The sequence below is a fragment of the Mesorhizobium alhagi CCNWXJ12-2 genome (assembly GCF_000236565.1).
Lineage (GTDB): Bacteria > Pseudomonadota > Alphaproteobacteria > Rhizobiales > Rhizobiaceae > Allomesorhizobium > Allomesorhizobium alhagi.
Genome location: NZ_AHAM01000250.1, coordinates 23,982 through 36,060, shown reverse-complemented (window position 1 = coordinate 36,060; position 12,079 = coordinate 23,982). Strand labels below are relative to the sequence as shown.

Annotated in this window: 12 protein-coding genes and 2 pseudogenes; 6 read left to right on the top strand and 8 right to left on the bottom strand. The window is 62.9% G+C overall.

Features of this window, described 5'->3' with window-relative positions; all coding sequences use genetic code 11:
* The coding region (locus MAXJ12_RS34655) for a tetratricopeptide repeat protein (protein ID WP_008839191.1) at positions 1–621 on the bottom strand (621 nt) is incomplete at its 3' end.
* A complete protein-coding gene (locus MAXJ12_RS34650) occupies positions 618–1,001 on the bottom strand; it encodes a hypothetical protein (RefSeq protein ID WP_008839190.1) in 384 nt (127 codons plus the stop codon). The genes MAXJ12_RS34655 and MAXJ12_RS34650, both read right to left, overlap by 4 nt.
* Before the next feature lie 34 nt (positions 1,002–1,035).
* Between MAXJ12_RS34650 and MAXJ12_RS26555 the strand changes: the two are divergent.
* From MAXJ12_RS26555 to MAXJ12_RS26545, 5 genes and pseudogenes are all read left to right on the top strand, one after another.
* A pseudogene (locus MAXJ12_RS26555) lies at positions 1,036–1,545 on the top strand (DUF1214 domain-containing protein); the annotation flags it as partial.
* Between the two features lie 100 nt (positions 1,546–1,645).
* Complete coding sequence (locus tag MAXJ12_RS26550) at positions 1,646–2,881, top strand: DUF1254 domain-containing protein (protein WP_008839188.1); 1,236 nt, start codon at positions 1,646–1,648, stop codon at positions 2,879–2,881.
* A pseudogene (locus MAXJ12_RS40200) lies at positions 2,790–3,002 on the top strand (DUF1214 domain-containing protein); the annotation flags it as partial. The gene MAXJ12_RS26550 and the pseudogene MAXJ12_RS40200, both read left to right, overlap by 92 nt.
* A 2-nt stretch (positions 3,003–3,004) precedes the next feature.
* Positions 3,005–3,190 carry a DUF1214 domain-containing protein gene (locus MAXJ12_RS38470; RefSeq protein ID WP_202946707.1) on the top strand — a complete coding sequence of 62 codons (186 nt, stop codon included), beginning with the start codon at positions 3,005–3,007 and terminating at the stop codon, positions 3,188–3,190.
* A gap of 176 nt (positions 3,191–3,366) precedes the next feature.
* Positions 3,367–3,870, top strand: coding sequence for a DUF1254 domain-containing protein (locus MAXJ12_RS26545; protein WP_008839186.1), 504 nt, complete (start codon positions 3,367–3,369; stop codon positions 3,868–3,870).
* A gap of 80 nt (positions 3,871–3,950) precedes the next feature.
* On the opposite strand, the gene MAXJ12_RS26540 is transcribed toward MAXJ12_RS26545, so the two are convergent.
* The 6 genes from MAXJ12_RS26540 to MAXJ12_RS26515 all read right to left on the bottom strand — a co-directional run bounded on the left by MAXJ12_RS26540 (position 3,951) and on the right by MAXJ12_RS26515 (position 9,624).
* On the bottom strand, positions 3,951–4,937 hold the full coding sequence (locus MAXJ12_RS26540; RefSeq protein ID WP_008839185.1) for a HupE/UreJ family protein: 987 nt from the start codon (positions 4,935–4,937) through the stop codon (positions 3,951–3,953).
* Positions 4,937–5,821, bottom strand: a complete 885-nt coding sequence (locus MAXJ12_RS26535) for a peptidyl-prolyl cis-trans isomerase (protein ID WP_008839184.1) — start codon at positions 5,819–5,821, stop codon at positions 4,937–4,939. Before MAXJ12_RS26535 ends, MAXJ12_RS26540 begins: the two co-directional genes overlap by 1 nt.
* On the bottom strand, positions 5,818–6,420 hold the full coding sequence (locus MAXJ12_RS26530; protein WP_008839183.1) for a HupE/UreJ family protein: 603 nt from the start codon (positions 6,418–6,420) through the stop codon (positions 5,818–5,820). The genes MAXJ12_RS26535 and MAXJ12_RS26530 overlap by 4 nt, the downstream gene beginning before the upstream one ends.
* Complete coding sequence (locus tag MAXJ12_RS26525; RefSeq protein WP_008839182.1) at positions 6,417–7,046, bottom strand: HupE/UreJ family protein; 630 nt, start codon at positions 7,044–7,046, stop codon at positions 6,417–6,419. The genes MAXJ12_RS26530 and MAXJ12_RS26525 overlap by 4 nt, the downstream gene beginning before the upstream one ends.
* Positions 7,043–7,633 (bottom strand): hypothetical protein, encoded by a 591-nt coding sequence (locus tag MAXJ12_RS26520; protein ID WP_008839181.1) that lies wholly within the window; start codon positions 7,631–7,633, stop codon positions 7,043–7,045. Before MAXJ12_RS26520 ends, MAXJ12_RS26525 begins: the two co-directional genes overlap by 4 nt.
* Positions 7,634–7,695: 62 nt before the next feature.
* Positions 7,696–9,624, bottom strand: a complete 1,929-nt coding sequence (locus tag MAXJ12_RS26515; RefSeq protein WP_085984090.1) for a DUF3604 domain-containing protein — start codon at positions 9,622–9,624, stop codon at positions 7,696–7,698.
* Positions 9,625–9,810: 186 nt separating this feature from the next.
* Here MAXJ12_RS26515 and MAXJ12_RS26510 point away from each other — a divergent pair, with 186 nt between their 5' ends.
* Complete coding sequence (locus MAXJ12_RS26510) at positions 9,811–10,785, top strand: AraC family transcriptional regulator (protein WP_008839179.1); 975 nt, start codon at positions 9,811–9,813, stop codon at positions 10,783–10,785.
* The last annotated feature ends 1,294 nt before the right edge of the window (positions 10,786–12,079 follow it).

The following is a 12,079-nucleotide window of genomic DNA, read 5'->3' as shown; positions in this document are numbered from 1 at the left end:
GACCAAGTCCGGCTCATTTTCTTCCAGCCAGGCACGTTCGCGCTCGGCATCGATTTCGTATCCGCCTTCGCCGAAGATCGCGGCTGCAATCGCGTGATAGAGAGAATTCCCCGGAGCCGTTGTCTTCTTGATCCACATGGCGGCCTTTTCGTAATCCCCGCTGAAATAGGAACAAAGGGCCAGAATCGACTCATAGTACGCGAACGGGCCCGGATTGCGGTCACGCGCCTCTTCGACCAATGGGCAACCGTCCTCCCAGTTTCCTGACAGGGCCAGGCGCGTCCCGAAGCCGCCCATGAGTTCGGTGTCGTTCGGGTTGATCGCCAAGGCCTGCTCGCCCACCCGCCTCCCCGCATCAAATTCCTTGCTGAAGAAAAGCGCGGACATTTCTGCATGCAGCGCGCGCACATTGCGGGGGTCCAACTCCACCGCGTGGCGGGCGATAGCCAAGGCACGACCGACCGCCGGTGACGAGGCAGGGTCAGCCGGAAAACTGAATCGGACCTCGTCGATGGTGACATGCGCCAGCAAGGCCCAGGCCGTCGCATAGTTCGGAAACCGCTCGACCGCCTTCTCAAGGCAAGCGCGCACTGCAGCACGGGCCTTGGGATCGAGGCTCACCCGGTATGCGTAATAGGAAAGCGTGCAGGAGTAGGCAGCCCAATCGTCGGGGGATTCGAAACATTCAGCGCCGCGTCCGCCTGGGAAATCACCCCGTAGGATTGGGCAAGGCTTGTCGCCACGTTCCGGGCTATGTCGGCCTGGGCCTCCAGGATCCCGGAGACCTTCGTTTCCCCATCATAGCTGTTTGCCCACAGGATCGAGCCGTCGGCCCGGTTGCGAAAACTGACCCGAAGCCGGAAGGCGTCGGGCTCCAGATTCACGCTTCCGGAAAGAACGAAGCGCGGCGGCAAGGTCTCTTTGCCTGGTGCGGTTTCGACCGACTGGAGGACGACGATGTCTTTGAACTTGGAAAGCTGGCCGGCGACTTCCTGCGCCAATCCGCTCGTTATGGCTGCCGAGGCTTGCGTGCCGGATGGCGAATTCAAACCGCTGCCGCCGACCGGCGCCCGCACCCTCGATTCGCGCACGGCCTTCTACTACGGCTACACGCTCGACAGCCCCGGCATGATCATGAACATCCCCGGCGTCGGATCGCAGTATCTGATGGCTTTTCTCGATGCCAAGGGCGACGTGTTCGACGGCGCGAAGACCTACAAAGTGACGCTGCCCAAGGACATCCCGGCCAAGGCGTTCTGGTCCTTCACGCTCTACGACAACCAGACCCGCTCCATGCTGCAGACACCCCAGAAATACCCCCGCGCCGGTAGCCAGAGTTATCCGTCGCCGGCGGCCGAAGCTGCCCAGGACGGCGCAACGACCGTCTACTTCAGCCCGGAGCAGCCGGACGGCGTGGCGCGCGGCAACTGGATCCAGACCGATCCGCAAAAGGGCTGGTTCACCATCCTGCGCCTGTACAGCCCACTGCCGTCATTCTTCGACAAGAGCTGGCGACCGAGCGAGATCGAGCTGGTGCAGCAATAGAGCCGGTTAGCGCAGTGGCGCGGCGGATGCCGGCGCCGCGCCGGTGATCATGCCGATGACCTGCAAATGCAGGCGGACGACAAATATAGGAGGACGAAACGTGAAACCCTCAAGCAACCCTGTCACGGACGGCAGGCCACTTGCGACGAAACTCGCCGGAGTTCTGGTCGTTTCGGCCCTTGTCGCCGTTGGATCGCCGCAGTTGGCGGCAGCGGATGTCACGGGAGCGGAACTGGAGTCGATCTCGATCCCGGGCAAGGTTGACACTTCGATCGGCACGTTAGAGTTCTTCGACGGCATACCGATCGGCAACACAGTCGAGACCGTTTACGACAACCTCGACAGGATGCGCGCCACCGACGTCTATCTCGACAATCTTGGCGCCGTGTCGATCAACAGCATTCTCGATGGATTTGCCAGGGAAGGCGCGGACGCGCCGAACAAGATCGCCGTATTCGAGCAGTTGATGGATTCGGCGACCCTTGTCGTGACGGCGAACACCTCGACCCTCTATGCGTATTCGGGGACAGATCTCGCCAAGGACGGCCCAACGGTCATCGAAGTGCCGCCCGGGATGCTCGGCTTTCTCGATGTTTCCTGGCAGAGATTTGTCGGCGATATCGGCGTCACCGGCCCGGACAAGGGCAAGGGCGGCAAGTACCTCGTGCTGCCGCCGGGCTACGACGGTGATGCGCCTGACGGATATTTCCTGCTGAAGCCCTCGACCAACAGGAACTTCCTGTTCCTGCGCGGTTCGATCGAGGACGGCCTGGAGCCGGCGGTCGAGAATATCACCTCGGGCCTCAAGATTTACCCGCTCAAGGACGCCAGCAATCCCCCGCCTACCGAGTACGTCAACGTGTCGGGGAAGTCTTTCAACACCGTTTTCCCGAACGACCTGAAATACTTCGAGATCCTCGACGCGATCATCCAGCGTGAGCCGATCGATGCGATCGGGCCCGAAGTCCGGCGAGATCGCTTCGATCGGTATCGTCAAGGGCCAGAAGTTCGAGCCCGACGACCGGATGAAGAAGCTGTTGACCGAAGCGGGCACGCTCGGCAACGCAACCGCGCGCGTTTTCACCGCCTATCCGCGCATCGGCGGGGTCCAGATCTATCCCGACACCGACAGTTCCTGGATAATGGGTTATGCGGACAAGAATACCTCGTTCGAGGCGGATGGGGCCATGATGCTCAGCGCGAGGGCTCTGTTCTACTTCAATGCCGGCGGCGTGACTCCTTCCATGGCGGTCACAACGGCCGGGGCTGGGTCGGATTATGCCATGGCCAGTCTCGATGCCGACAAGAAGCCGTTGGACGGGTCCAGGACCTATAGGCTGCATCTGCCGTCAAATGTCCCGGTGAACAATTTCTGGGCTGTCACGCTTTACGACACCCAGACCCGGTCGCAACTCCAGACGAGCCAAAAGTTCCCGACGGTCGGCAGCCAGACCGAGGAATGGTGCAGAACGCGGACGGGTCTTACGACGTCTATTTTGCTCCCAATGCGCCGGAAGGCAAGGAGGGCAACTGGCTTCAGACCGTCTCCGGCAAGAGCTGGTTCCCGCTCCTGCGGATGTACGGGCCATTGGAGCCCTGGATCGACAAGACCTGGCGGCCGAGCGAGATCGAACAGGTGCAGTAAATGAAGGCGCGACCAAGGGTTGGCCGTGACGGTCGTGACGGTTGCGCGACATTGAGGACAACCCATGAAGCGCACGAAACTGCTTTGCGCCGCCATTTCGGTGGTGCTTATGGGCCTGACTGTTGCTTCCGCCGAAGCGGACGCCGATACCGGATTCGATCGTCACGCCGGAGAGTGTGGACACCAGGCTTGGCAAGCTGAACCTTTTCAATGGGCTGGATACCAAGTCCGGCCCGCTGGTCATCGAGATACCACCCAATGTCCTGGGCATGATCGACAATCACTGGTTCGAATATGTCGGCGATGTCGGCAATGCCGGTCCGGACAAGGGCAAGGGTGGAGAATACCTGCTCCTGCCGCCGGGGTATGATGGCGAGATACCCGAAGGCTATTTCGTGCTCCGAACCTCGACCTACGGAAACCTGTTCTTCTGGCGCGGCTTCCTCGAAAATGGCAGCACTGCGACTGCTGTCGAAAACACCAGGAAGTTCGCCAAGGTCTATCCTCTTTCGGAAGCAGACAACCCGCCGCCGATGAAGATCATCAAGGTCTCTGGCAAGGAGCTCAACACCATCCATGCCAATGATTTTCTACGAGGAAGTGACGACATCGTCCAATACGAGCCGGCCGGGTCCTATCACGCGGAAGTGCTGGGACAACTCGCGGCCGTTGGCGTGTAAGGACAGCGCCCGGCAATGGACCTCCACGCGAGCGCAATCCTCGCGCTCAGTCCATCATTCGTCACGGCCACACGTGATCCTCACACTCCAAAGGCGATGATGCGCTGCACGAACCAGGCCGCGGATAGCGAGCCGACGAGATAGGCGGTGACCAACCGCGGTTGTTCGGCGGAGAAAGCGAGCAGCATCCTCAGACTGGCAATGGCGGCGAGCGCCAGCGCGACGAAAAGCAGTTGGCCGGCCTCGACGCCGAGATTGAAAGTAAGCAGCGCCAGCGGCACGTCCTTCTGCGGCAGTCCGATCTCGCGCAGCGCGCCGCCGAACCCGAAGCCATGCAGCAAGCCGAAGAGAAATGCGATCAGCCAGGGGTAGCGGCCGGCAATATCGGCGTGCCCGCGTTGCTTGCGAACGATCTCGGCCGCGATAAACACGATACTGAGTGCGACCAGAGCCTCTATCGGCGCCTGCGGAGCGGCCGCGAAGCCGAACGCGGCGAAGGCGAGCGTGACGGAGTGCGCGACGGTGAAGGCGGTGATGGTGGCGACGAGCATGCGCGGTTCGCGGATGAGCAGGAGCAATGCAAGCAAGAACAGCAGGTGGTCGAGGCCCAGCATGATGTGCTGAACCCCAAGCAGGAAATAGGTCCTCGCGGTGTCGGCGGCGGTTGATGCAGCGGTCACCACCACTTCAGGGAAGTCTGGCGTCAGCCGCGCTGTCTGGGCCGTGCCGTCGGCGCGCATGACCCTGACGAGGGCGTCGGTATAGGTGGCGACAAGACCGTCGATGGAAATCGTCTGCCCGGCGAGTCCGCCATCGCAGCGGATGTTCCACCGGCTCGTCGACGCGGCCTCGACAATGGCCGTCACCGGCGTGGTTACTTCCGCGCAGACATCGGGAAGGCCGACATGCAGCGATAGCCGGTATTCGCCGCGTGCGGGTACCTTCCAGAGGATGGAATACTGCTCGGGCGCCGTCTCCGTAATTTCGAGATAGGCCGGGCGCAGCTCATGCGCGGCGGCGCCGCCGACGCCGAAAAGCACCAAGAGCAAGATCGCCAACAGCCGCATCAGTCGTGGTCCGCGTCGACCGTGGACGTTCGATCGTCGTCCGGCAGAGTCACGATCACCTCGTAGTTCGCACGCAGCGCCCCGTATCGCTCGTCCGCAATTGTGCGCCGCTTCGCGGACTGCCATTCGCGCAGCACCGGGTCACGGACCTCGTCGAGCGAGGGATCGCGTTTCTCCGTCCGCTCGTCGACGAACACCAGGTGCTGGCCAAAGGTCGACGTGAGGGGACCCGTCCAACGTCCGGCCGGCGCTACGGCGAGCGCTTCGGCGAACTCGGTCCCGAAATTGGCGGCGATCTGGTCGGCCCGCATAAGCGGCATCGCCGGGGGCAGCAGCGTCGGATCTCCGGCGTCCTTTGGAACCTCGCCGCTCTCATCCGCCTCGATTGCGGCGAGCAGCCTTGCAATGTCGGCTTTCAACGTATCGCCGTGTCTGGTCGGGTCGAAGAATACCTGCCGGAAGGCGATACGGACTGGAACGTGGAAGGCTGCCGCGTTCTCCGCGAGATAAGCTCGGAGTTGCTCGTCGGACGGATTCAGTTCGGCATCGCGCGGCTCTATCAGGAATTCCATCTTCTGCTGCATTCGCCGACGGATGACGGTGTCGTCGCGGTCGAGGCCCATCCTGGCGCCTTCCCGGTAGAAAATCTCCTCCTTCACGAACGCCTCGACAAGGCCGTTCAATTCAAGGGGCGTCGGGGGCCGCTGCCAGGTGCGCGAAAACATCTGGTAGAGTTGGGCGATGCGGCCAGGGCCCACCTCGATCACCTGCGCGTCGCTGTCGCGCGGCGAACGGTCGAGGGCGGACCAGGCGCCGAAGACCACCGCGCCGATGATCAGGAAGTGGACAAGCGGTTCGGAGAGGACCTGGCGAACACGTCTCATGCGGGCGGGCTCGCGGTCGGGAAGAGGTCCAAGGTCAGCACGAGAAGCGCACTCGCGGCGATCCACGAGCCGGCGGCGCGGATCGCTGTCTTCTGCCAGGGCAGCTCGAGCCTGGCGGCAAACCCGCCGACATAGGTAACGACCAGGGCGGCGCCGAGGCCGGTGCCGGAAAGCGCAAGCCAGACCTGTTCGTCAGGCGCCCCGTCGGGCGCCGAATCCAGCGCCACGGCAACGCCGGCCCCTAGGGCGAGCGCGGTCGCGACCAGGCTGCCCGCCCGGGCAAGCGCGACAGCCAGTCCGGCGACCAGCGCGATGGCGAGCAGCGGCCATTGCTGCAGAGCACCCGGCGAAGCGTCGATCAGCGCCAGCGTCACCGTGAGAGCTGCCGCGAATGCGGGCAGTGCAAGGCGGCTCACGCGGGGAGCGTGTTGCCCGATCAGCAGACCGACGGCCGCCAGCACAAGCAGATGTGCCGGCACAAGGACTGGGTGAAGGAGACCGTTGTAGAACGTGCCGATGCCCTTGATCGGTGCGTGGGCCATGGCAGGGCCGCAAGCGCCGGCCATCAGGAGCATCGCAAGGACGATCAGCGCCTTCATGCGAACCCGGTCAGGAAGGCCAGTCCGGTCACCGCAATCGCGCCACCCGCGGCCCGGACCGCGACCTTTCCACCCTCCCACTTCGTGGCAAGGCCGAAGGTGATGCCGGTGAGGTGCAGAAGCCCGGTTCCGGTGACAAAGCCGACGGCATAGGCGACGGCATCGGCGGCGGCAGGCAACTCCGTGCCGTGCGCGTGGCCGTGCAAGACCGCGAAGGCGCCGACAATGACGGCCGCTAGCCAGAGCGGTGGCCTCGCCCCCAGCGCCACCATGCCGCCGAGCACGACGGCCGAGGCAGCAATGCCGGTTTCGACCGCCGGTAGCGGCACGCCAGCGATTCCGAGAGCGCCGCCAAAGGCCATCACGAGGGGAAAGACGATCGGCAGCAGCCATATCGCCGGCGCGCCGAGGAAGGCGCCCCACAGGCCGACCGCCACCATCGCCGCCACATGGTCCCAGCCGAGGATCGGATGCAGGAAACCGGACACGAAGCCGCCGGCCACGCCCGACGCCTCATGGGCAAAGGCGGGGGTGGCAAGCGCCGACAGAAGCAGAAGGCTCACCGCGGCACATGCGATCGTTGTTGCTGAGTGGCGCGCCGTCCCGCGTTCCTGAACCTTGTTCATCGTCCCTCCCGCAAAGCGGCGCCGGCATGGCTTCGGGCAGCTTCGGCCGTGCTTCGCATGGCAAGCGTTAGGGTCTCGCGTACCGCCGCCTGCGTGGCTTCCTCGCCATAGATGCGCAGCAATCCCTGTGCCTCGGCATCACGCAATGCCAGTCGCCTGTCCAGCAGCGCCCGCACGACCTTTTCATTTGTGACGACCACCGCCTCGCCCGCCAGCGGACCCGGCGCATGCGTCATCACCGACACGCGATCGCTGTCCGGCACAAAGCGGGTCCACAGAACCTGCGGGATGAGCACGATCGAGAAGCCGGCTGCCCGCGACTCCGCCTCTGCTTCAAGCAGCCCGCCGAGCCGGCTCATGCTCGCCGCCGCCCTGTAGAAGGCGAGCGCGCCGGTTGTTGGCGCCTTGCCGCGTGGCGGCAGCAGGCCTGCGTTCTCGGCCTGCCAGACCGCTGTTCGCACGTGAAGCGCTTCGGGATAGGACCAATTCAGGACGCCAAGCGAGATAGCCGTGGGGTCCTCGTACCCGCAGGCGACACCGTCCGTCGGGACCGACCACAACGCCGCGAGGGCAAGGATTGAGCGCAAAAGCGCCTTCCCAGCACCCACAGCAGGTCCACTCGATTCGCAAAATCGCGGTTTCATGCCTCTTAACCGGCAGGATCATACCAAATCGGGGAGGTATAGGCGCGATCCTGAACCTTCATCCTGGTACCGTCGAGGGGCGTCGTGCCGAAAAACTTGGCGTCATAGGCCGTCCAGCGCGGGGTCGGGATCTCGATCACCCGGCCATAATAGAACGCGGGCTCGGACGGATCGAAATCGGGGTCGGTCCAGACTGCGATCAGTTCGGGCGCGCCGATCGTGTTGGTCCAGTTCGCATTGGCCATGTCGACCGTATCGCCGACAGGCGGCAGCTTGCCGTCGGCGCCAGGTTGGCGGTCGCCCGACCAGACCACGTCGTAGACCTCTTCTTGCAGCGTGCCGTCGCCCTCCATCCAGCCCTTGACGATCTGGTAGCGGTCGAGATTGGCCCCAATCGGATCCTTGAGCGCGGCGACGAGGAAGGTCGGGGCCTTGCCCGCCGGCGCGGCGCCGAGGTCGCCGCCCATCGGAACGCCCTTGGTGTAGCCGACATAGGCGGGCAGGCGCTCCTCGGCATCGGCGGCGACGAAATCCCAGCCGCCGAAGAAGCGTACGGCCATGCGCGGGCCGGTGGTGGCGTAGGTCTCCTTGCGCTGCATGGCGTCCCAGATCGATTCGCGCGTATTTTCTTCCGCCCAGACCGCCGCATAGCCTGAGGCGCCGACCTCCCAGTCCATGATCTTCACGCCGGTCTGCTTGTTGTCGACGAAGGTCGCCGTCATGCGCTCGGGGCTCGGCTCCTGCGGCACGGTCTTGCCGAAGAAATTGTCCTCCGCCAGTGCGGACAAGGAGTTGTGCGCGTCGCTGCTGCCGATCAGACCGAACTTGTAGGGGTTGGTGCCGAGCTCTTTCTCCAGCTTTAGCCCGTTTTTGTAGGCCGAACGGACATATTCGAACTCGAGCATCTCCGGCTTCTTGGCCACGCTGCCGTCGAGATTGCCCTTGTCCCAGGTCTCGAAGTCGGCGAACTCGTCATTGGGCGACAGGAATGGATGCGCCTCGCCGTCCCCCTTGGTCTGCGTCGCCTCGTAGAGGCGCTCCCACTTGTCGCGCGTCTGCACATATTCGGCGTCGAGCTTCTTGCCGAACGCCTCGACGGTCGGGAACATCAGCCCACTGCTGAGATTGCCGTTGTGAGCGATTGCCAGCACGTCGCCGCCGGTCTTGTCTTCATAGGCCTGCATCCATTTCCACAGGTCGGCGGGATTGTCGCTGCCGTTTGGCGGATAGACGGTGAACGGGTCGACCTGGCTTGCCTTGTCGCCATTGTCGCGGAAGATCACGTTGCGGTGCAGGTTGTTGCCGCCGGTGTTCGACGTCCATTCATAGCCGATGAAGGCGGTAAAGCGGCCGGGCTCGTTGTATTCTTCCGCCGCCGCGATGGTCTCGTGCCAGGCGCTGCGATAGGCCTTGGTGCCGGGGAAATACATCAGATCGTCGGGAAACTTGTTGTGCGAGAAACTGACGATGATGTCGATCGCGGCTTCCGCGCCCTTGCCCGACTTGATCATGTCGTACCACTTCTTGCCGGTCGGGTCGGCAAGGATATTGGGCTTGCCGGCGAAGAGGTCGGGGAAGAAGCCCATATTGTCGGAGTGGTCCGCGACCACCAGGAAATCAAGCGGCTGCGACAGCTTGACCGGCAGGCCGGTCGAGGACGTCACCTGCTCTCCGCGGGCGAAGCGATAGGCGTCGCGGGGAGGCAGCCGGGCCCCGAACGCGCCCGCATCCATTGAGAACGAGGTGTGCAAGTGAGTGTCGCCGAAGAAGGGCTGCACCGGGAACTTGCGGTCGGCATAGGGCGAATAGTCGGGGCGCGACGAGTGCGCCTTGCTTGCCTTGTCAGTGGAGAGCGCTCCGGCGTCTTGAGCCGCGAGGGGCGCCGCGGATGCTAGAAGCACTGTGATGGCGCCGGCGATGATCTTGCAGGACATCGTTTCCTCCATATGATAATCGACAAATTGTGCCGTAGAATTTCAAATACTTATCAAACTTTCCTTGTGCGGCACGCACGACGAGAGGCAAGATTGTACGCCTCGATCAGACGACTTTTCAATCGATTTCATATTGCTATAGTACGCTCGCCTCGTCTTGCCATTTGACGCCAAGCTTGCCTGAGAATGCTGGATTTCGTCCCCTCGATAAAGATTCGCAGTTTCCTGCAGATTGCGCCCTATCTGGCGCAGCGCGGCATCTCGTCGATCGACTTCTTCGAGCGACTGGGCATATCGCCCAATGTGTTTCAGAACGCCGACGGCTGGCTGCCGCGCGCACAGTGCTTTTACGTGGCGAACGAGATGGCATCGGTCGCGGGCGACCCGTTCGCGGGCGCCCATGTCGGACAGGCGATCGGTCTCGCGGAACTGGGCGGGTGGGGACGGAGCGTGCTGGCCGCGTCCGACGTCGCCCATGCATGCGCGCTCGCCGCCGCCAATGTGCCGATGCTTCACCGCGGCTCGGATGTGCGTTTCACGGTCGAGGGCCGCACCGGCCGCATCCTCTTCCGCTTCAACGAGCGTTGCGAGTTCGATCCGCGGCAGTTCATCTTCGGTAGCCTGGCGGTCTTGCGCAAAGTACCACTGCTCGCCGGCGAGCCTTCAGCGATCCGTGTATACCTGTCGGCTGCTGCGACACGAGGCAGCGAGGAGCTGGAAGCGTGTCTCGGCCCGAACATCGAGATGAGTTGTGACGACGACATGGTCGAGTTCGACCGCGAACTGCTCGACCTGCCGCTGACAAAAGGCAAGGGCATGCTGTCTAAGGCGGCAGAGGGGCTGAGAACGACGGTCGCGGCGGCGCGGCTCGTCAGCCGGACACGGGCCGGATCCGGCAAGCTGACGGCCGACGCGGTTGCGAGGCGGCTCGGCCTGTCGACGAGGACCCTGCAGCGGCGGCTGAAATGTTGCGGGGTCGTCTTTGAGGACCTGCTCGACGAGACGCGGCGCAGCGAGGCAATCCGGCTGCTTCTCAAAGGCGAGCACAGCATGACCGAGATCGCCTACCGTCTCGGCTACAGCGACCCGGCCCATTTCACGCGGGCCTTCAAGCGCTGGAAGGGCGTCGCGCCGTCGAGATTCAATACCGAGGCTTCCTGATCGAGAACCTGCCGCGGGTCGAAAGTCCTTTTGGCGTCGACCGGCGGGCAATCGGTCGTTTTCGGCCAAGAGCTGACGCTTCGGAGGCCTTCGGCCCAACAAGGCACCCTTCGCATGCGGCCTTCTCGCCCTTGGCGCGTGCGGCGATCAGGAGTTCCTCGACCGGCGGAGCGACCGGCACGCCCTTGATGCCCGTCCAATAGAATCCACGCGGGAATGCATTGGACGCAGCATCGCTTCCCGGAACGGCCGCTGAATCCGATGACAACGAAGCCAAAGCGGCTCGCCGCTATGCCGCTATTTTGAGCGCCTGCGCGAGCTTGGCATTTTGGGTAGCAAGATCTGCGGCGAGCTGTGCCTGGTCGATGGTTGCGGCTCGGCGCTCATATTGAATACGATGTGGCGCGCGCCTTGCCGTGCTGCCGCACGCGCCCATCTGCCACCAGCTCCGGCAGGGGGGCTTCTCTTCTTCGCAATGTGGGAAGCGCGTTCAGCCCCCTCGCCTGCTCCGCTTCGCTACACCCCGCCTTGGGCTGGGGTGAAGCAAGCCGGGGGCCCTGCCGACATGAGCCGCTGCCATGTTCGACGCCTTCCAGGATTAAAGTGGCCCCTGCTCAGCGCAAGCCGAGCTGCGTGTTGCACTTTCCTGACCAAATCTGGCTGCTGATTGACGGTTCCAGATTTTCATTGGGGCCACAAGAAACGGCCGCGACATCAATGAGGCCCGATTCCCCCAGGCCGACGGCGTCCTTCCTGGAGCGTTCTATGAAAGAAGAAGAAGAATGTTTCAGCCGCAATATCCTTCAGCAATGGTTGTAGCCATATTCGGATTGAATACTTTAACGAGCAAAGCACGTCATTATTTCCTTCTGATCAAAATGTGACTTGTTAAAACACATCAAGTAAGCGTAATGTTTTGTGCGACGCGCAGAGCGCATATTCGGGCACGGCGTATACTTCGCAGAAAGTAGCTTGCCGAAGAAGTTGGGCCGAACTCCCGCGTGGGTTGTCCGAGCCGACCGTATGGGACTTCGGGATCACTTGATCACCACCGACACCTCAAAGGAGGGAGAAAAACAATCAGCATTTCGACCTTGGCAGGAACCGTCATCGCAAGCCCGTGGGTCTTGGCTCCACCCGCCTCAAGCGGATCGCTGGGGCCGTTGGAAGGCCAAGCCCAATATCTGCCGATCCAGAGCATCAGCTATGAAATCGGCTCGAAATTCATGAGCAGGTATTTCGTGTAGGAAGCCGCCACGTGCTTCGTTGCGCTGATGATTATCGAGAAGAGCGA

Excerpts from the sequence above, each read along its gene's own strand:
- MAXJ12_RS38470 (WP_202946707.1), top strand. The coding sequence starts at position 3,005 with ATGGTGCAGAACGCGGACGGGTCTTACGACGTCTATTTTGCTCCCAAT.
- MAXJ12_RS26540 (WP_008839185.1), bottom strand. The coding sequence starts at position 4,937 with ATGCGGCTGTTGGCGATCTTGCTCTTGGTGCTTTTCGGCGTCGGCGGC.
- MAXJ12_RS26535 (WP_008839184.1), bottom strand. The coding sequence starts at position 5,821 with ATGAGACGTGTTCGCCAGGTCCTCTCCGAACCGCTTGTCCACTTCCTG.
- MAXJ12_RS26530 (WP_008839183.1), bottom strand. The coding sequence starts at position 6,420 with ATGAAGGCGCTGATCGTCCTTGCGATGCTCCTGATGGCCGGCGCTTGC.
- MAXJ12_RS26525 (WP_008839182.1), bottom strand. The coding sequence starts at position 7,046 with ATGAACAAGGTTCAGGAACGCGGGACGGCGCGCCACTCAGCAACAACG.
- MAXJ12_RS26515 (WP_085984090.1), bottom strand. The coding sequence starts at position 9,624 with ATGTCCTGCAAGATCATCGCCGGCGCCATCACAGTGCTTCTAGCATCC.
- MAXJ12_RS26510 (WP_008839179.1), top strand. The coding sequence starts at position 9,811 with ATGCTGGATTTCGTCCCCTCGATAAAGATTCGCAGTTTCCTGCAGATT.